Origin of the sequence: Nocardia flavorosea NBRC 108225, assembly GCF_001613385.1 — a bacterium.
Classification (GTDB): domain Bacteria; phylum Actinomycetota; class Actinomycetes; order Mycobacteriales; family Mycobacteriaceae; genus Nocardia; species Nocardia flavorosea.
In genome coordinates this window covers 149,725-166,514 of sequence record NZ_BDCG01000008.1, presented here as the reverse complement: position 1 = coordinate 166,514, position 16,790 = coordinate 149,725, and the positions used below count along the sequence as shown (strand labels likewise).

The 16,790-nt window shown below is 65.6% G+C and carries 20 protein-coding genes and 1 pseudogene; 11 read left to right on the top strand and 10 right to left on the bottom strand.

All coding sequences use genetic code 11. The features are described 5' to 3' along the window. Positions 1–54: 54 nt before the first annotated feature. Both NFL01S_RS08900 and NFL01S_RS08895 read right to left on the bottom strand, forming a co-directional pair. Positions 55–303, bottom strand: a complete 249-nt coding sequence (locus NFL01S_RS08900; RefSeq protein ID WP_307614939.1) for a YbdD/YjiX family protein — start codon at positions 301–303, stop codon at positions 55–57. Next, complete coding sequence (locus tag NFL01S_RS08895) at positions 300–2,561, bottom strand: carbon starvation CstA family protein (RefSeq protein ID WP_062973334.1); 2,262 nt, start codon at positions 2,559–2,561, stop codon at positions 300–302. Before NFL01S_RS08895 ends, NFL01S_RS08900 begins: the two co-directional genes overlap by 4 nt. 189 nt (positions 2,562–2,750) lie before the next feature. Here NFL01S_RS08895 and NFL01S_RS08890 point away from each other — a divergent pair, with 189 nt between their 5' ends. Both NFL01S_RS08890 and NFL01S_RS08885 read left to right on the top strand, forming a co-directional pair. Next, positions 2,751–3,278 carry a pyridoxamine 5'-phosphate oxidase family protein gene (locus NFL01S_RS08890; protein WP_062973332.1) on the top strand — a complete coding sequence of 176 codons (528 nt, stop codon included), beginning with the start codon at positions 2,751–2,753 and terminating at the stop codon, positions 3,276–3,278. Positions 3,279–3,368: 90 nt separating this feature from the next. Continuing rightward, positions 3,369–3,737: a DUF1330 domain-containing protein gene (locus tag NFL01S_RS08885; RefSeq protein ID WP_062973770.1), complete on the top strand. Its 369-nt coding sequence runs from the start codon at positions 3,369–3,371 to the stop codon at positions 3,735–3,737. 475 nt (positions 3,738–4,212) lie between these two features. Here NFL01S_RS08885 and NFL01S_RS08880 read toward each other — a convergent pair whose 3' ends face one another. The 5 genes from NFL01S_RS08880 to NFL01S_RS08860 are packed head-to-tail and all read right to left on the bottom strand — an operon-like array spanning position 4,213 to position 7,600. After that, on the bottom strand, positions 4,213–4,689 hold the full coding sequence (locus NFL01S_RS08880; RefSeq protein ID WP_062973768.1) for a hypothetical protein: 477 nt from the start codon (positions 4,687–4,689) through the stop codon (positions 4,213–4,215). A gap of 29 nt (positions 4,690–4,718) precedes the next feature. Continuing rightward, positions 4,719–5,807, bottom strand: a complete 1,089-nt coding sequence (locus tag NFL01S_RS08875) for a DNA polymerase III subunit beta family protein (protein WP_062973331.1) — start codon at positions 5,805–5,807, stop codon at positions 4,719–4,721. A gap of 53 nt (positions 5,808–5,860) precedes the next feature. Further along, positions 5,861–6,289: an ester cyclase gene (locus tag NFL01S_RS08870; RefSeq protein ID WP_062973766.1), complete on the bottom strand. Its 429-nt coding sequence runs from the start codon at positions 6,287–6,289 to the stop codon at positions 5,861–5,863. A 41-nt stretch (positions 6,290–6,330) separates the two neighbouring features. Beyond that, a complete protein-coding gene (locus NFL01S_RS08865) occupies positions 6,331–6,753 on the bottom strand; it encodes a VOC family protein (RefSeq protein ID WP_062973330.1) in 423 nt (140 codons plus the stop codon). 4 nt (positions 6,754–6,757) lie between these two features. Beyond that, positions 6,758–7,600 (bottom strand): AraC family transcriptional regulator, encoded by an 843-nt coding sequence (locus NFL01S_RS08860; RefSeq protein WP_062973328.1) that lies wholly within the window; start codon positions 7,598–7,600, stop codon positions 6,758–6,760. A 53-nt stretch (positions 7,601–7,653) separates the two neighbouring features. Between NFL01S_RS08860 and NFL01S_RS08855 the strand changes: the two genes are divergently transcribed. The 5 genes from NFL01S_RS08855 (at position 7,654) to NFL01S_RS08835 (ending at position 12,567) form a co-directional block, all read left to right on the top strand. Further along, on the top strand, positions 7,654–8,094 hold the full coding sequence (locus tag NFL01S_RS08855; protein ID WP_062973325.1) for an oxygenase MpaB family protein: 441 nt from the start codon (positions 7,654–7,656) through the stop codon (positions 8,092–8,094). Continuing rightward, a complete protein-coding gene (gene ychF, locus NFL01S_RS08850; protein WP_062973321.1) occupies positions 8,091–9,191 on the top strand; it encodes a redox-regulated ATPase YchF in 1,101 nt (366 codons plus the stop codon). The genes NFL01S_RS08855 and ychF overlap by 4 nt, the downstream gene beginning before the upstream one ends. Positions 9,192–9,574: 383 nt before the next feature. Beyond that, complete coding sequence (locus NFL01S_RS08845) at positions 9,575–10,237, top strand: hypothetical protein (protein WP_157116378.1); 663 nt, start codon at positions 9,575–9,577, stop codon at positions 10,235–10,237. Between the two features lie 22 nt (positions 10,238–10,259). Next, entirely contained in the window at positions 10,260–11,336 is a 1,077-nt protein-coding gene (locus tag NFL01S_RS08840; RefSeq protein ID WP_084492525.1) for an ImmA/IrrE family metallo-endopeptidase, read from the top strand. A 307-nt stretch (positions 11,337–11,643) separates the two neighbouring features. Further along, positions 11,644–12,567 (top strand): hypothetical protein, encoded by a 924-nt coding sequence (locus NFL01S_RS08835; RefSeq protein ID WP_157116376.1) that lies wholly within the window; start codon positions 11,644–11,646, stop codon positions 12,565–12,567. A gap of 192 nt (positions 12,568–12,759) precedes the next feature. On the opposite strand, the gene NFL01S_RS08830 is transcribed toward NFL01S_RS08835, so the two are convergent. Further along, positions 12,760–13,365: an integrase core domain-containing protein gene (locus NFL01S_RS08830; protein WP_218019601.1), complete on the bottom strand. Its 606-nt coding sequence runs from the start codon at positions 13,363–13,365 to the stop codon at positions 12,760–12,762. A gap of 369 nt (positions 13,366–13,734) precedes the next feature. Further along, positions 13,735–13,956 (bottom strand): annotated as a pseudogene (locus NFL01S_RS08825) (tautomerase family protein); the annotation flags it as partial. A gap of 285 nt (positions 13,957–14,241) precedes the next feature. Between NFL01S_RS08825 and NFL01S_RS08820 the strand changes: the two are divergent. The 3 genes from NFL01S_RS08820 to NFL01S_RS08810 all read left to right on the top strand — a co-directional run bounded on the left by NFL01S_RS08820 (position 14,242) and on the right by NFL01S_RS08810 (position 15,452). Further along, entirely contained in the window at positions 14,242–14,493 is a 252-nt protein-coding gene (locus NFL01S_RS08820; RefSeq protein WP_062973311.1) for a type II toxin-antitoxin system VapB family antitoxin, read from the top strand. Then, positions 14,490–14,906 (top strand): PIN domain nuclease, encoded by a 417-nt coding sequence (locus NFL01S_RS08815; protein WP_062973309.1) that lies wholly within the window; start codon positions 14,490–14,492, stop codon positions 14,904–14,906. Before NFL01S_RS08820 ends, NFL01S_RS08815 begins: the two co-directional genes overlap by 4 nt. 99 nt (positions 14,907–15,005) lie before the next feature. Further along, on the top strand, positions 15,006–15,452 hold the full coding sequence (locus NFL01S_RS08810) for a VOC family protein (protein ID WP_062973307.1): 447 nt from the start codon (positions 15,006–15,008) through the stop codon (positions 15,450–15,452). A 193-nt stretch (positions 15,453–15,645) separates the two neighbouring features. Here the strand turns inward: NFL01S_RS08810 and NFL01S_RS08805 are convergent, their stop codons facing one another. Continuing rightward, positions 15,646–15,876: a DUF1059 domain-containing protein gene (locus NFL01S_RS08805; RefSeq protein ID WP_062973305.1), complete on the bottom strand. Its 231-nt coding sequence runs from the start codon at positions 15,874–15,876 to the stop codon at positions 15,646–15,648. Positions 15,877–16,077: 201 nt separating this feature from the next. On the opposite strand from NFL01S_RS08805, the gene NFL01S_RS08800 reads away from it, so the two are divergent. Continuing rightward, the gene (locus NFL01S_RS08800; RefSeq protein ID WP_084492522.1) at positions 16,078–16,782 is read left to right on the top strand and encodes a TetR/AcrR family transcriptional regulator; all 705 of its coding nucleotides are present in this window, start codon (positions 16,078–16,080) and stop codon (positions 16,780–16,782) included. Positions 16,783–16,790 lie beyond the last annotated feature (8 nt).

Below are 16,790 nucleotides of genomic sequence, written 5' to 3'. Positions count from 1 at the left end.
TAGCGGAAAACGGACATGGCGGCCGGTGAGTTTCCGAGCTGTCGCGCCGGCCCGTCAGCAGCAGCGTGCGCCCGGGTTTCGTTCGGCATCGGCATACCGTTCACGCCAGTACGTGCCCTTGTCGGCGATCGGCTCGCCCGGGTGGACACGGCGCATATGGGCGACGTATCGCTGGTAATCCTGTCCGCCGACGACGGAGTCCAGGTACCAGCCGACCGTCCGCAACGCCCGGACCACCGCGGCGGCCCCGGCACGCCACGGTGTGTGGCGTGCCGGGGCCGCCGGGGCGGAGCGGCGAATCAACTGCGGACCTCCGCGTGGGCCGAACCCGGCACCGCGACCTCACCCTTGGCGATCAGCTCGTCCCACTCCTGCTGCACCTTCTTCTCGGCGGAGGTCGGGAGGAAACCGCTGGGCGCGAAGATCTTCGACGGTTCCTCCGGCGATTCCGTGGTGGACGTGCCACCGGACTTCCAGGCCCGGTAGCACACCCACGCCCCGGCCAGCACCACGATGAGCACCAGCACCGCGAAGATGATCGACAGTGCGCCCTGAATGAACGTATTGCGGATGACCGCGTCCACATCACCGGGGGTTTTGGCCGTCAGGCAGAGTTCGCCCGCGTCGCGAGCGGCGCGGCAGATGCTGTTCTGCTTCCAGTAACCCACCTTCGGATCGGCGGAGAAGATCTTCTGCCCGGAGGCGGTCATGGTGACGATGAGGTCCCAGGCCAGCGCGATACCGGGGATCCACGCCCACTTCGTCAGCCCCTTCTTCACCAGGATCGTCAGCACCACCACCAGGGCGATCGCCGCCAGCAGCTGGTTGGCGATACCGAACAGCGGGAACAGGGCGTTGATCCCGCCCAGCGGGTCGGTGACGCCCATGAGCAGGATCGAACCCCAGGCGGCCACCACGATCGCCGAGCACAGCCAGGCGCCGACCCGCCAGGACGGGTCGGAGAACTTACGGGCCGGGCCGCGCAGATTACCGAGCGAATCCGAGAGCATGAACCGGGCCACGCGGGTGCCCGCGTCGACCGTGGTGAGGATGAACAGCGCCTCGAACATGATCGCGAAGTGATACCAGAAGGACTTCATGGCGGCGCCACCGAGGAAACCGGAGAACACTTCGGAGATGCCGATCGCGAGGGTGGGTGCACCACCGGTACGCGAGATCACCGATTCCTCGCCGACGTCCACTGCCGCCTGGTCCAGCGCGGCGCCGGTCGTGGGCGGCCCCGAGAGACCGAGGCCGTTCGTGTACGCCGCGGCGGTTTCGGCCGTTCCGCCGGTCGCGCCCGCCGGGGCGTTCATGGCGAAGTACAGGTGCTGGTCGATGATCGAGGCCGTAATGAGCGCCATCACCGCCACGAACGACTCCATCAGCATGCCGCCGTAGCCGATCATCTTGGCGTGCGATTCCTTCTCCACCAGCTTCGGCGTGGTCCCCGACGACACCAGCGCGTGGAATCCGGACAGCGCACCGCAGGCGATGGTGATGAACAGGAACGGGAACAAGCTGCCGGCGAACGCCGGCCCGGTGCCCGAGGTCGCGAAATCCGAGACGGCGGGCGCCTTCAGAACGGGCATCGTGACCAGGATGCCGATCGCGAGCAGGAAGATCGTGCCGATCTTCATGAATGTGGACAGGTAATCGCGCGGGGCCAGCAGTAGCCACACCGGCAGCACCGAGGCCACGAAACCGTAGGCGATCAGCATCCAGGAAAGAGTGACCGGCGAGAAGGTGAACCAGCCGGCCCAGGTCTCGTTCTCGTTGACCCAGCCGCCCGCGACGATCGCCAGGATCAGCAGCACGAAGCCGATCGCGGAGACCTCGCCGACCGCGCCCGGCCGCAGATACCTCAGGTAGACACCCATGAAAAGGGCGATGGGGATGGTCATCGCCACGGAGAAAACACCCCACGGGCTCTCCGCGAGCGCATTGACCACAACCAGCGCGAGTACTGCCAGCAGGATCATCATGATCGCCAGCACGCCGATGATCGCGGCGGCGCCGCCGATCACTCCGAGCTCGTCGCGCGCCATCTGGCCGAGGCTGCGGCCGCGCCGCTTCATCGACACCCACAGCACCAGGTAGTCCTGGACGGCGCCGGCGAATACGACGCCGACGATGATCCAGATCGTCCCCGGCAGATATCCCATCTGCGCCGCCAGCACCGGACCGACCAGCGGGCCCGCGCCCGCGATGGCCGCGAAATGGTGGCCGAACAGCACCCGCCGGTCCATCGGCATGAAGTCTTTGCCGTTGTCCATGATCTCGGCGGGCGTCGCGATATCGTCGCGAGGTTTGACCACCTTGTATTCGATCAGCCGGGCGTAGAACCGGTAGGCGATGATGTAGGTACAGACCGCGGCGATCACGATCCATACGGCATTGACCGACTCGCCGCGCGCGATCGCGAGGATCGTCCAGGCCACCGCACCGAGCACCCCGATGGCCGCGAAGATCGCCTTCTTCGCGGGGGTGATCGGGGAGCGGTCGACCACACCGACCGGTGGCCTATCGGGGTCGGTCTTGAGGTATTCGATTGTCCCCATCGGGCAACTCCTGTACAGCGAGCGGACATGCCAGTCACATGAAGTTAACCGATGGGTACCGGACGGTCGGACGATTGCGCCGAACGGTCGCTGTGGCGCGCCGAGCGGACGACGCCCGCTCCTGCACCGATGCCGAAGTGAGCAATTTCGGTCAACCGTGGCGGGCCCGGAGGCGCTTACGGTGGGGCAATGCGCGAAATTCCGGAAGAACTGGCCGAACTGCAGGTCCTGCTCGACACGTCGCTCGCGGGCTCCACGAACCACCTGCGCTCGATCATCGCCGCCGACCGCACCTTGACCGCGGAGCAGCTCACCGCGGTCCTCACCGGTATGCGCACGCTGGCGCTGTCCACCGTGACCGCCACAGGAGAACCGCGGATCAGCGGCGTCGACGGGCACTTCCTACACGGCCGCTGGTACTTCGGCACCGCGCGTAACGCCGCCAAAGCCCGCCATCTCACCGCGCGTCCGGGTGCCAGCGTCGCGCATCTGGACGGGGAGGACCTGGGCGTGTTCACACATGGCACCGCGGAGACCCTGAATCCGGTGAGCGGTGAGCCGGACCCCGAATGGCCGGAACTGCGTGCCTACCTCGAGGACCACTACGGCGACGAGGCCTTCGACTGGGACCACGACGTCGTCTACTTCCGGTTGCGCCCGCACTGGATGACCGTCTACGCCCCCGACTTCGCGAAGCTCACCGCCCCCGGACAGTGACCATGGTCGAACTGTCCTTCGTGGACATAGCACCAGGTGGTGCCCGGATCTAGTATGGCACCGCCGTATCCGTCGCGAGAGAAGGTGGCCATGGCAGTCGATCCCGGTAGAGCCGACCTACAACGCCTGATCAGCGAGGATCCCGGTGGTCCGGTGGTGATGCTCAACCTGCTCCGCTTCGCGCCGGACGGCGCGCAGACATACCAGGAATACGCCCGCGCCGCGGCTCCTTTCCTGAAGAAATACGGCGCCGAATTGATCTATTCGGGTCAGGGCTCCACCGCGTTGGTCGCGGAGGACGGCCAGGCATGGGACGCCGTTCTGCTCGTTCGCTACCCCAGCCGGGATACGTTCCTGCAGATGGTTCGCGACCCCGGATACCAGGAGGTGACGGCCCTGCGGACCAGCGCGCTGTCGGAGGCGGTGCTACAGGCGACCGTTCCGGGATTCGCCGGGTAGTGGAGGAGCAGAGCTGTGCGCGAGGCACCCGGCGCCGAGCAGCGTTCCGAGCGCCCGAGCGCTCGAGATGCGGGGCGCGCCCACTACCCGCGGGGTAGCAACCAGTTACAGCGCCTGGGCAGGCGAGCAGTACGGCACGTTCCGCCGCGCGTTCGTCGGTACTCCACTCGGCCTGCCAGGAGTGCCGGAGTATCCGCACGGCAGAACGGTTCGGGCGACGTGGATTCCGGGCCACTGATCCTCGGTATCAGCGCCTCGGCCACGGTCGTCGCGCTCGGCGCCGCCCGCGTGCACGGCGATCGGTTGCGCCACTCGATTCCCGGAGGCGCCGCTCCGGATATGTCGCGGACAGCGAGGCGCGGGCAGTGGCCGTTCCCGAGGTTGTCCCGGCCGGCGTGCTCACCGCAAACTTCGGCGTCTGTGCAGACGTGTGGAAACGGCGCCTTCGCCCCGAAGCTTTCGAGAGCAAGGAGTTTCAGGACCCCGGCCCCGGAGCACTCGGGCGGCGTTCGGTGGATCGCTGGGTGATCGCCACCGCGACTTCGTCCAGTGCTGTGCGGATGATGTCTCCGTAGGCGTCGTCCGGGAGAGCGTTCGTATGCTGCCGGGCCGCGGTGATCTGTTCGGTGGCCGCATCCCACGACCCCAGCCGCCGGTAGTTGTCGGCCAAGTTGAGATGCAGTGACGGATAGAAGCCCGCCACCTGCAGGCTCGCGTGGTACTGCTGGGCTCGATCGTCGCTGAGAGTGTCGGCGGCATCGAGCGCGCGGATATCCCACGCCAGGGCCTGAGCGGGATCGTCGTACAGGTCGGCCAGGTAGTGCGCGAGAGTGCAGCGATGCAGGGGGTCGCCGGCGGTGCCGATCCCGGTCCAGATCTCGAGCAGCCGGGTGCGGGCGGTTTCGGTATCACCGGCGCGGCCGAGTGTGACGGCCTCGGTGATGGCGTTCATGGTGATGTCGGGGGATCGCTGTTCGGTGGTCAATTCGGGGATCCGTTCTCTGTGTCGACAACTGTGGGGTCGGCCGGCATGGCCAGGGTGGTGAGGTCGCCGTTGTCCGCGGACCGGACGACCATCGGGTCCCGCGGGCCGCCGATATCGAGCCGCACATCGGGTCCGATGGCGGTCGCGACGGCCGGGTGCAGGATGGTGAAACCGAAGACGAGATCGCGCGGTGGCCCGGTGACCAGCGCGGACAATTCGGTCCCGGGTTCGTCTGCCGTACCGGAGAGCGCGAGCGAGCCCGGCGCGACGACGAGCCGGAGGTAGCGCGCCCGCTGCTGTTCCAGCGCACGCATCAGTTCGTGTTTCGACACCACCACGTGGGTTCGTGCCGCGGGTAGCGCAGCCAGCAAGGCGCGATGATCGGGGAAGGGTTCGGTCAGCGTCCGGCAGGTGCGTACGACCCCGTCGGCCGAACGGAACCGGATACTGTGCTCCCCGGCCTCGAGATCCACCAGGTGGGTCCGGCGGATCTCCTGCAACGCCGCGCTGAGATCACCGCCGGCCACGGTCGCCGCCCATTCGGCCGATCCGGCCTGTTCGGGGACGACCGTGCGGGTCGACAACCGATATCGATCAGTGGCGGTGAGGGTCAGCGATTCGGCGGTGGCCTCCAGCCGGACACCGGCCAATACCGGCAGGTCGGGGTCGGTGCCGGTCGCGGCGAGTATCTGCTCGACCGCCGCCGCGAGCACCGGCCCGCGTACCGTCCCCACCGGCCATCCGGCGGATTCGCCGAGGGCGGTCTTCACGATCTCCGCGGTCTGCCGCGCCTGCTGGGTGCGCTCGACCAGCCGCGCCATATGGTCGTCGATCAGCCGGGCCGCGTCGTGCGCCCCGGCCGCGAGCACCCGGGCGATACCCTCCAGCGGCATATCGATATCCCGCAACCTGCGGATGGTCACGGCACGAGCCACCTGCTCAGGGGCGTAGTAGCGGTAGCTGGTGGTCTCGTCGACCCCGGCCGGCGCGAGCAGGCCGGAGTCGTCGTAGAACCGCAGCGCGCTGGCGGTGATACCGCAGGAGCGGGCGAACGCACCGATGGTGATCAGGTCGGATTCGGGCACCCGCCCATCATCGGGCTTCGAGCAGGTTGAAGGTCAAGACACGAGCGCGACGGTCAACCCAAGGCGTCCAGTTGCTGCATCAGGGACAGATCGGCACCGTGCGGCCAGTATTCGGCGAGCCGGTCGCCCGCGACGCGGAACAGGTCCATACCGGGGTAGCGGACCCGGGTGCCGGCCGCGGCCCCGATACCGGCCACCCCGCCGAGATATCTACCGGCGAACTCCCACCGCGCCGCGATCCAGTCGCCGTCCACGATCGGCCCGGCGAGCAGCGTGACCGAGACGTCGTCGAACATGGTGAAGGTCTCCTGGACCATTGCCGCGATCGCCTTCGGACCCAGCTGATCCCGGCCGTCACCCCAGTGACCCACCGCGTCCGGGGTGAAGATCTCCTCGGCGAGTGCGGGCATCTCCTCGGGCTCCGAACTCCACAGTCCGGGCAACCACTTGCGGTAGAGGGTGCGCATTGCGTCGTTGTCCATCGGCATCTCCGTTCGTAATCATCTGGACGGGTCCGTGACCGTCACTGACCCCGGTAGGTGCCGAAACTCCAGTAGTTGCCCTCCGGGTCGGCGACGGTGAACCCGCGCGACCCGTAGTCCTCGTCCTTCAGCCCCCTGATCGTCTCCGCGCCCGCGGCGGTGGCGCGTTCGTAGAGGGCGTCCGGGTCGGTGCAGACCACGTACACGGATTCGGTGCCCGGCGTGCGCCGCTCCGGCAGGCCCTCGCCGCTGTCCGCGGTGCCGAACATGATTCCGCCGCCCTCGGACCGGCGCAGTTCGGCATGTTCGATCACCGACGGGTCGTCGTCGCGGGCATATATCGCGGTCAGTTCGAACCCGAAGGCCCGGACGAGGAAGTCCGCGGTGCCGCGGGCGTCCCGGAATGCCAGGCACGGCCAGACGGTCGGTGCGGGTGTGGTGGTGGTTTTCGCTGTTGTGGTCATGGTTTCAGCCTGGCTCGCGGGCGGGCTCCGGGGCTTGGACGGATGGAATCTCCTCGGCCAGCCACTGGGTCGGGCTGCACCCGGCCAGTCGCGCGAACTCCCGATTGAGATGCGGCTGGTCGTAGTACCCGCAGGCGGCGGCCACCTGCGCCATCGAAACGAACGACGGCGTATTCAGCAGCATCTGCTTGGCCCGCTCGAACCGTGCGATCCGCGCCGCCACCTTCGGGCTCAACCCGAACTCACCGCTGAATCGCTTGGTGAGGTACTGCCGGCTCCAGCCGATCCGTTCGGCGAGTGGTTCGACGCCCAGCGTCCCGTGCGACCGCGCCACCGCACGCCACGCCCAGGACAGCTCCGGGCCGACGGTCCGTTCCGGGACGAGCAGCCGGGTGAGCACCCGATCGCAGGCCGCGAACCGCTCTGGCCAGGCGGAATGCTCCTGGAGCTCCTCCCACAGTCGCCTCCCGGGGGCACCGATCAGATCGGCGAACTCGAGCGATGTACTCCACAACTCCGCCGCGGGCAGTCCGAACAGCGCCCGGCAGCCCATCGGGGTGAGTTTCACGGCGACACCCTCCTGGGTGCCGTCGTGCGCGATCATCGCCGGAGTGTCCTGCAGACCGCCGAGCACGCAGCGGTAGTTGTCCGGGGATTGGCGGGCGTCGGTCTGGCTGATCACATCGATGGCGGGTCCGATGGCCACGATGAAGGTCATATGCCGCGACGGCAGCCCGCGATGCAGGCCCGCTTCGAACCCGGTCATCCGGTAGCCGATATATCCGTCGATGAACGCGGCCAGCGCCGGGGCCGGGTGGGCCGTCACCACCTCAGAGGTCGGCTCCATGGCTGTCACGCTACGCCGGTCTGAAACGCCGCGCCGCTGGTCCGGGCGAGGAGATGGGCTGGCGTCCTCTCGTCACCGCCATCGACACCTATGTCCGCCCCCTCACCCCGGAATCCCGGGAACGCCTCTACCAGGAGTGCTGCGACTGGTGCCGCATCTATCGCATCTCCACCCGTCCGCTGCCCAGCACCTGGCCAGATTTCGCCGAGTACTACGCCGAAGCTCTCGCCACCGAACTTCGCTACACCGAAGCCGCCGCCCGCCTCGCCGAACAATCCCTGAACCCGCCGTGGTGGGCTCTCGGCTACGTACCCGGGTTCGCCGCCCGCGCCGTCCAGCACGAACGCGTCAGAGAACTCCTCGGCGTCACAGAACAGCCGGGTGACCGCCTGAAGTTCGCCGCCTTCTCTGCGTGCCTGCGCGCCGGCGCCCGCGCCCACCGACGGCCGACCGCCGCCCCAGCTGTCCTCCCGCGTAGACTCCAGTCCTCGTGAGTCTCACCCTCGGAATCGTCGGCCTGCCCAACGTCGGAAAATCGACGCTGTTCAACGCGCTGACCCGCAACGACGTGCTCGCCGCGAACTACCCCTTCGCGACCATCGAGCCCAACGTCGGCGTGGTTCCGCTGCCCGACCCACGCCTCGACAAGCTCGCCGAGATCTTCGGCTCGGCCCGCATCGTTCCCGCCACGGTCTCGTTCGTCGATATCGCCGGCATCGTCAAGGGCGCCTCCGAGGGGGCCGGCCTCGGCAACAAATTCCTCGCCAATATCCGCGAAGCCGACGCCATCTGCCAGGTGGTCCGCGTCTTCGCCGACGACGATGTGGTGCACGTGGACGGCGAGGTGAACCCGGCCTCCGATATCGAGGTCATCGAAACCGAATTGATCCTCGCCGACCTGCAAACCCTCGAGAAGGCGGTCGTCCGTCTGGAGAAGGAAGCCAAGGTCAAGAAGGACCGCAAGCCCTATGCGGATGCGGCCAAGCAGGCGCAGGAAATCCTCAATGGCGGGCGGACCTTGTTCCACGCCGCGAAGGAGATCGACGGTGAACTCCTGCGGGAACTGTCGCTGCTCACCACCAAGCCTTTCCTGTACGTCTTCAACGCCGACGAATCGGTGCTCAGCGACGAAACCAAGGTCGCCGAACTGAAAGCATCGGTGGCTCCTGCGGATTCGGTGTTCCTGGACGCCAAGGTCGAATCCGAACTCCTCGAACTCGACGACGAATCCGCCGCCGAACTCCTGGAATCCATCGGCCAGACCGAACCCGGGTTGCATGCCCTGGCCCGCGCCGGCTTCCACACCCTCGGCCTCCAGACCTACCTCACCGCGGGCCCGAAAGAGGCCCGCGCGTGGACGATCCACCAGGGCGATACTGCGCCGAAAGCCGCCGGTGTCATCCACACGGACTTCGAGCGTGGGTTTATCAAGGCCGAAGTTGTCGCGTTCGACGACCTGGTCGAGGCCGGGTCGATGGCGGCGGCGAAGGCGGCCGGCAAGGTCCGGATGGAAGGCAAGGACTACGTCATGACCGACGGTGACGTAGTCGAGTTCCGTAGCGGAGTAGCGTCACCGTCGAAGAACAAGTAGCCCGCGGCCAAGCCGATCGCGCGCAGACTCATTGAGCCCCATCCCGTGATTCGAGCGGGGCTCAGCTGTGTCTTGACTGTCTTCGATTTCCGGCCCAGCTCGGCCTTGATGCTGAATGCGCATGGCGGGGCATTCGCGGCACGCCCCTGCCACGTTTGACCGAGCCTGAGTTTGATCGCAATGGCCAATGAACTCCAGCAACCGAGGGGGCAATCGGTGTATGATTCGAATATATGTTCGATAGGCGACATGCCGGTGTGGTATGTTTCCGCCCCGAAAAAGGGGAGTTTTGACGACTTGTCTAGCTGCGGTTCTTCCGGTTTTCGACACGATCATGAGAGGATGTTCGCCGTCGGAACCGACCTTGTAGGAGCGATGCGAGCATGACCCAGCCAGCAGCAAATGAACCGGTTCTTCGTTCTCTCACCCCAGCCATCGACGCACCACTCGCAATCGCGAATCTCGGACTAACCCTAGACATCGTGCATGCGGCATTGGACAGCGGCGAGCAAGCGGCTGCGAGCGTGACTTCGTATCATCCCCTCCTTACCGCCGGCATGAATCGGTGGACCGCGACGGTGGCCGGCCTGCGAAGCAGGACCGTCGAAGAGCTCGAATGGACGGTGGAGGATCCCAAAGGTTCGCCGCGGGTGATCCGACCGGACGGCAAGATCGAGATCATGGTGGTCGGGGGAACGGTCGGCACGGGTCAGGAGGATGGTCCGGAGCCAACAAACAAGAACGGACGAGGCAAGGCCACTCAGGAATCTGTAGACAGCAACCAGCTTGCGCTGCCGTTGGACATCTCCATCCCGATCGTCGGAACCAGCGACGATGAAATCCTCACTTGGGTGCTGCTCTACCATCGCGCCGAGGAGCCGAACGAGACACGGGCTGAACTTTCTCTTCCGCTACAGGTTGTCGGGAAACAAATCGTCGGGTGGAAGTACCGGATTATCGTTCCGCCGATCGCCCATAACCTGCCGCTTCCGCCTGACACCTTCGGCGACGGTGACCTCGACTTCCCCATTGTGAAACGTGGATAACAGTCGACCGGAACCTTCACGCGTGACCCTGGCTCGTTATCGAGCTGGGCTGACGAAGACCGCCCTCGCTGAGGCGATGGCGGTCTCGGCGCGCACAATCAACGACTACGAACGCAAAGGGCCGCCAGCATCCGCTGTCGCGGCTCTTGCGGCCGTACTCGGATGCACGCCAGAGTTTTTCGAACTGCCTCCGTCTGCGCGGTTGCAAGAAGATCAGGTCTTCTTCCGGGCGCGTCGTCGAGCGACATCCACACAGCGGCACGCCGCGATCGCCGCAGGGCAGATCGGTATCGAGCTCTACGCATGGATAGACAGGCACTTTCAACTACCCGAGGTCAATCTGCCGGAAGTTGACAACACCGATCCGGTTGAGACCGCGGCCTCGGTTCGAGCGCTTTGGGGATTGGGTGAGCGTCCTTTGCCGAACCTGATTCAATTGGCAGAGTCGAAGGGGATACGCGTTCTATCCCTCCCTCACGGCACCGATCTTGTGGACGCGTTCAGTGTCTGGAGCGACGGCAAACCCTATGTCTTCCTGTCCATGTCGAAGACACCGGAGCGGTCTCGCTTCGACCTCGCTCACGAGATCGGTCATCTCGTTCTGCATCCAGGGCTGCCTGAAGGGGGCAATGCGATCGAACGAGAGGCGGATAGGTTCGCGTCTGCTCTGCTGATGCCTCTAAGCGTGCTCCGAAGCAGTCTCCCTCGGGAACCCTCGACTGCGGCCATCCTGGAGTACAAACAGTATTTTAAGGTCTCTGCGATGGCGTTGAACTATGCTCTGCGCGACGCCGGACGACTCACCGAATGGGGTCATCGGCAGAACTGCGTGCGGCTGTCTGAGCTGGGCTATCGCTCAGGGGAGCCTGCTGGCATGCCTCAACATGAAACCTCGCGAGTGTTCAGTGCCATCTTTCGCAGCAAGGAAGGCCGCGCTCGGATCGCCGATGTCGCCGTCGAACTTGGGCTGCCGGTTTCTGAGCTTCATGCGATGACCTTCGGGTCGACACTGCACACAGTCGTAACGAGCCGTGAGGTAACTGCGGAGCCCAAGCCCTCGCCCGCAAAGCCTTCGCTGAAGCTCGTCCGCTCTCCGTAGGAGTTGGCTCGGGCCCTGGAAGCGGTGCAGAGGTTGTTCGGCTCCGGAACGTGAGTCGAGCGGTGAACAGCGCGTTTGACGTGCACGTATCTAGGCAGGGGAGCTACGCAACTCCCCCTCCACCCACCTCACCGCCAGATTTTTTCAGCAATCCATCCACGCCGGTGCAGCGGCTGGGTCGATGAGGGCTTGGACGACGGTTTCCAGACCAGGGGAAGAGGGCCGTAGGCTCCACCCGATCGGGAGACACGGTCGTGTTGGTCACCGAGCAGCGGCGTTGTCAGGGTGGGTGCTTAGGCTCGGCGGCATGACGCAGAGGACGACAGTTACGGAATTGGTCGCGTTGGACGACGAAACCCGAGAGCGCTTGGAGGCTCTAATTCTCAAAATCGAGGAGCTGGCGAACTTCTACTGCGATGCGGGCCCACCCATGCCCGGCAGCGCACTGGAGTCCGATTTCAAGGTGCTGACCACGCAGACGACCGTGGCAACCATCCCCGTGATCGGGTTGAACGCGCTCGACCACCTGCAAATGGCTGCCAGGGGTGTGCTGCGCGCACGTCAGATCTCGGCGTTCTCGACCTTCACCCTCGTTCGGTCGGCGATCACTGCTGCTGGACTCGGCGGGTGGATTCTCGCCGCCGAGACGGAGAAGGAACGGCAGTCCCGAACGCTCTGCGTGGCGTACCACGAGGCGAAGAACAACCGAACCGCCGCCCGTGAACTCGTCAACAACCACGCCGAGCGGGATGCCACGCCAGAGAACGAACACTACAACGCGCGCCGAGCCTCCGCGCTGAGCAAGATCGAACAGTTGAACGCCCAACTCGACATGATCGTGGCAGACGCCGTCCGTATCGGGGTGGGCGACAGCCCGACCGCAGAGACGATCAAGAAGCACATCAAAGAGAAGCCAACCGATACCGAGATCATCGGCGTTGCCGCTGCCCTCGTCGCACCGCACGCGTACTACGCCGACTTCGGCGCCAAGAGCGAGATCGTGCTCCGATGGCGGACTATGAGCGCCCACGCCCACGGGTTGAGCTGGGCCGCGCGCATGTCGGTGGTCGAGGCGACGACCGACGAGGGTCGTCAGTTGTCTATCTGGAACCCACAAGGTGAGGATCTGCTCCAGGGGATACAGGTCGCGTGGGATCTCCTGTACGGCATGACCGATAGGTACATCGAACTAATGGGAAGGCGTCCGGCGGCGCAGGACGACGTCAGCTGAGTTCGGACCTTGGGGTGGGGACCACGGCTAGGCTGATCGCTGGTGTCGGCGTCGGTGTCGCGATCCAACCTCAGCTGACACGGCCCGACGCTGAGCTGTGGTCCAGCGCCGGATCGGTGAACTGGTTGTGTAATGACCAGTCCCCGATAACGCGACCACCCGGTTTCAGAGCCGGTGTCGTGTGATCGGTGTTCAGTTGATGGTGCAGCCCACCGGGTGGTGGGTGTGGATGCAGGCCGCAGCGTACTCGGCCGGGGTGCGGTAGCCCAGCGCCGAATGCCGGTGCCGGTGGTTGTGCTCGTGTTCGAAGTCCCCGATCACCACCCGCGCTTCGAGCAGGCTGGTCCAGCGGTTACGGTTCAAGCATTCGACCCGCAGGCGGCGGTTGAACGATTCCACGAATCCGTTGTTCCAGAGCGTGCCGGGGGGAATGTAGGAGATACCCACCCGGTCGCCGCAAAATGATTGCAGCGCAGCGGATATCATTTCCGGGCCGTTGTCGATCCGCAGCACTTTCGGCGTCCCACGCACGGCGAAGACCCGCTCGAGCTCGGCTACCAGACTCTGGCCGGTGATTGAGCGTTCGACCAGGTGCAACAGTGATTCGCGGGTGTGCTCGTCGACCATCGACGCAATCTTCACCACCCGCCCGTCAGTGGTGGAGTCGAACTGGAAATCCAGCGCCCACACCACCGCCGGCGTGTCCGCGGCCACCGCCGGAATCGAGGAGACACCGGCCCGTTTGCGCGGGTGATGCGCCCGGACCTGCAGGCCCTCTGAGCGCCACAGCCGGTGCACCCGCTTGACGTTGATCCGATGCCCTCGTCGAACCGCAGCGCCGACCACGCCCTGCGGAACCCGTGACACGGATGTTTGGCCGCATAACGGCGCAGCCACGCCCGCATCCCGGCATCGGGATCAGCCGGTGTCTGCGCGGCCGGCAACCGACGATAGGTGGATCGTGCCAGCCCAACGACCCTGCACGCGAACCGCGCCGAGACGCCCAGGACTTCCTGGAGCATGTCGGCGGCTCGCCGCTTGGTCGCTGGGCTCAGGCTGCACATGGCATTGACGACAGTGAGCGAGCAGGTGTGAGCCGCAGAGCGGTAGAGGGGGCGCAGGTCCTTTTTCTCGGTAGCCATATGCTCACCAACGAAGCATGGACCGTTAGATGTCGACCGCAAATCCCAAATCGACATCGCACGCAGCCCGGCCGCCGCGAATCCCCCAGTTCTCCTTCGGAATATCCCGAACAGTGATCGAGACGTGGTCCCGCGGGATACCGATTGCGGCGAGACGCTCGACGATCTCGGCGTAGAGCCTTCGCTTGGCGTCGACCGAGCGGCCCTCGAAGCAATCGATGTGGACCAAGGTGAGGAAGTCCGGCTGGGCCGGCGTCGAGGCAAATTGACCGCCAGGCTGCATGCGAAGGATGGATGCGGCGGCAGGCTTGCGGGTTGTGCTGGGTCACACCGGTCCGCTCGGCGGGCCGGCTCGGCTGTGGTCCCTCGTGAACCTGGACAGTCGTCGGGTAGAGCCCAGGAACAAACAAGTGAAGGCCGGGCCGAGGCTTGTGGTGGTGAGCAGTTGGTGGGCGCGGGTACCACGTGCGATATCGTTTTGTTGAGATTATTGATATCGTAGACGGGTGGCTGAGCTGAGGAGGGATGACCGATGGCCAGGACTGTGATCGATCTGGACGACGAGATCGTCGAACAGGCGATGCGGGTATACGGGGTGACGACCAAGGCGGCGGCGGTGCGGGCGGCGATGGAGGAGGGGGTCAAGCTCCGCCTACGCCGTGAGTTGTTCGACGCGATCGATGAGGGTGAGTTCGAGGACGCGTTCGCGGAGATCCGGTCACAGACGGGGCCTCGGAAACCGGACGGCTCGCTCGAACATGGAAACGGAGCCTCGGTGGCGTGAAGGGTCGCTACCTGATCGACAAGTCCGCACTGGCTCGCCGGAAAACACCCGCGGTGCGGCAGCGACTGGATGCGCTGGACTACGCCGGGCTTCTTGCGGTGTGTGCCCCGACCGAGTACGAGGTGCTCTACTGCGCGCGCGGCAAACCCGAGGCGTTACGCCTGCGTACTCTGCTTCGCGGTTTCGACTACCTGCCCTGCAACGACGAGGAATTCGAGCGTGCGCTGGAAATCCAGGAGCTGGCACTGAACGCCGGTTTTCACCGGGCGCTGTCGCTGGCCGGCGTCCTCATCGCGGCAACGGCCGAGCGGTACCGGGCCACAGTTCTGCACTACGACGGCGACTTCGACATGATCTCCTCGGTGAGCGAGTTGCAAGCCGAGTGGGTCGTCGAACCCGGTACCGCGAACTGAACACAGGTCGGTGGGTGGCTCGGCACGCATCGCCGAGCTGACCGGCACCGGGATGCGCTCCAGGGCTGATCGACATTTCCGAGGTGTGAAGGTCCAGGATTGACGGATATTCGACGCGTAGGCTCGGGCCATGGTGGCGGTCGCCCAGATCAAATCATCGTCGCGGATCTCGAACGGAGCCGCGCCTTCTACGAACTGCTGGGATTCGAGTTCCGCAGCCGGAATCGGCGTGGTGCGGGTCCGGCCGAGGCATGGGTGTCGACGAACCCGGGCAGGACGGTGGTGTTGCATTCGACCTCGTTTGCCTCATGGTGGGACGGAACTGCACCGCAGCCGTCTCCGGGCGGTCCGCAACTGGACCTCGAACTCGAATCCGTGCGGCAGCTCGAGGACATGATCGCCGAGATCAGGGCTTGCGGAGTGACCACGGTCAAGCCGCCCACCGATATGCCCTGGGGGCAGCGGTTCGCGATCGTTCACGACCCCGACGGTCACCGCGTCGGGCTGAAAGCGCCGCTCGGCGAGCGCACCACCACTGACTCGTAGGGGAATTCGCGGTCGTTCGGTCTTCCGATGTCAGGTCGCCATCCGGGACGGTCGGTATCGCCGCGCGGCTGCGTCGTATCGAGCGTGCGCCGATCGATTTCGAATCCGCAGCGCTTCCTCGCGGTTGGGCGGGACAGTTCGGGCCAGGCCGGCCGGGGCCGGTCGTCAACAGCGTCCCGGCCGGCCGGCGGCATCACGCAAGCTGCGCGAATGTCTTCTTCACGCCGCGGTACCACCCCATCGCCTTCATCGGATGCTTCCAGCGGCCCTTCATTTCTTCATGTGCCGGCTCGTGGGCTTTGTCGCCATGACGAGCCGCCTCTCGTAGGTGCCGATCCTGTGCCTTGATGATCTCGTCGGCTGTCTCCGCGCTGAGTTCCAGGTCACACGGGCCGCCCAGTTGCCGGCAGGTCATGGTCTTCATCGCTTTTCCTTGTCGTTGTCGCTGCTGTGCAACGTGGTGTCGGATTCGTCGCCGGCGGAATGAGCTGGAGTTCGTCCGCTGCCGGCCGCTCGGCGCAGGGTTCGTTGCCGGTTATTATCGGCACTATCCGTGCCGATAAAGGATTGTTGCCTCTTGTGCGACGGTTGTCAACGGCACGGGGCGTGCCGGTAAGGTCGAGCTATGAGCGGAACGACCCCACGGCGTCGTGGCGCCGAGCGCACCAGGGAACTGCTCGACACGGCCCTCGACCTGGCGACCGAAGTCGGCTACGGGGGGTTGAGTATCGAAGCGGTTGCCCGGCGAGCCGGGGTCGGCAAGCACACCATTTATCGGCGCTGGCCGTCCATCGCGGAGCTGCTGCTCGACGCGCTCAGTGTCGTCTGGGTCGGTGACCTCGACTACCGCTCCGCGGGAAGTGTACGAGCGGATCTGCGCGAGCAGTTCCTGCGTTCGAGCCGCGCTCTCACCACCGCGCCCATCGGCCCGGTCTATCGCGCAGTGATTGCCGAAGCCCAGTCGGACCCCGCGCTCAGGGCCACCCTGCACGAACGCTTCCTGGCGACGGTCGAACAGCGGACACTCGAGCGGATCCGGCGAGCCCAGAGCAGGGGAGAGCTGGTCGCCGGCGTCGATCTGGAGTACGCCGCAGAGGTGCTGTGTGGAACGCTCTACTACCGATGGCTGCTCACTCCCCGCCCTGTCGGAGAGGAAGCTGTCGACGGACTGCTCGATATGTTCATGTCCGCGTACGGGGTCGATTCGAGTGCTGGACCGGAGACACCTGCCGCAGTGGATGATTCGGTCATCCGGCCGACCGGCGGACAACGCCGCAACCGATCCCGGACAATGGCGGACTCGACCCGATCGGGCAAAGAGCCGAACTGAAGATCGGT

Coding starts and splice junctions, on each gene's coding strand:
- NFL01S_RS08865 (WP_062973330.1), bottom strand. CDS start 6,753: ATGACCACAACAGCGAAAACCACCACCACACCCGCACCGACCGTCTGG.
- NFL01S_RS08820 (WP_062973311.1), top strand. CDS start 14,242: ATGGCCAGGACTGTGATCGATCTGGACGACGAGATCGTCGAACAGGCG.
- NFL01S_RS08880 (WP_062973768.1), bottom strand. CDS start 4,689: ATGAACGCCATCACCGAGGCCGTCACACTCGGCCGCGCCGGTGATACC.
- NFL01S_RS08895 (WP_062973334.1), bottom strand. CDS start 2,561: ATGGGGACAATCGAATACCTCAAGACCGACCCCGATAGGCCACCGGTC.
- NFL01S_RS08870 (WP_062973766.1), bottom strand. CDS start 6,289: ATGGACAACGACGCAATGCGCACCCTCTACCGCAAGTGGTTGCCCGGA.
- NFL01S_RS08800 (WP_084492522.1), top strand. CDS start 16,078: ATGAGCGGAACGACCCCACGGCGTCGTGGCGCCGAGCGCACCAGGGAA.
- NFL01S_RS08890 (WP_062973332.1), top strand. CDS start 2,751: ATGCGCGAAATTCCGGAAGAACTGGCCGAACTGCAGGTCCTGCTCGAC.
- NFL01S_RS08860 (WP_062973328.1), bottom strand. CDS start 7,600: ATGGAGCCGACCTCTGAGGTGGTGACGGCCCACCCGGCCCCGGCGCTG.
- NFL01S_RS08885 (WP_062973770.1), top strand. CDS start 3,369: ATGGCAGTCGATCCCGGTAGAGCCGACCTACAACGCCTGATCAGCGAG.
- NFL01S_RS08805 (WP_062973305.1), bottom strand. CDS start 15,876: ATGAAGACCATGACCTGCCGGCAACTGGGCGGCCCGTGTGACCTGGAA.
- NFL01S_RS08855 (WP_062973325.1), top strand. CDS start 7,654: ATGGGCTGGCGTCCTCTCGTCACCGCCATCGACACCTATGTCCGCCCC.
- NFL01S_RS08835 (WP_157116376.1), top strand. CDS start 11,644: ATGACGCAGAGGACGACAGTTACGGAATTGGTCGCGTTGGACGACGAA.
- NFL01S_RS08845 (WP_157116378.1), top strand. CDS start 9,575: ATGACCCAGCCAGCAGCAAATGAACCGGTTCTTCGTTCTCTCACCCCA.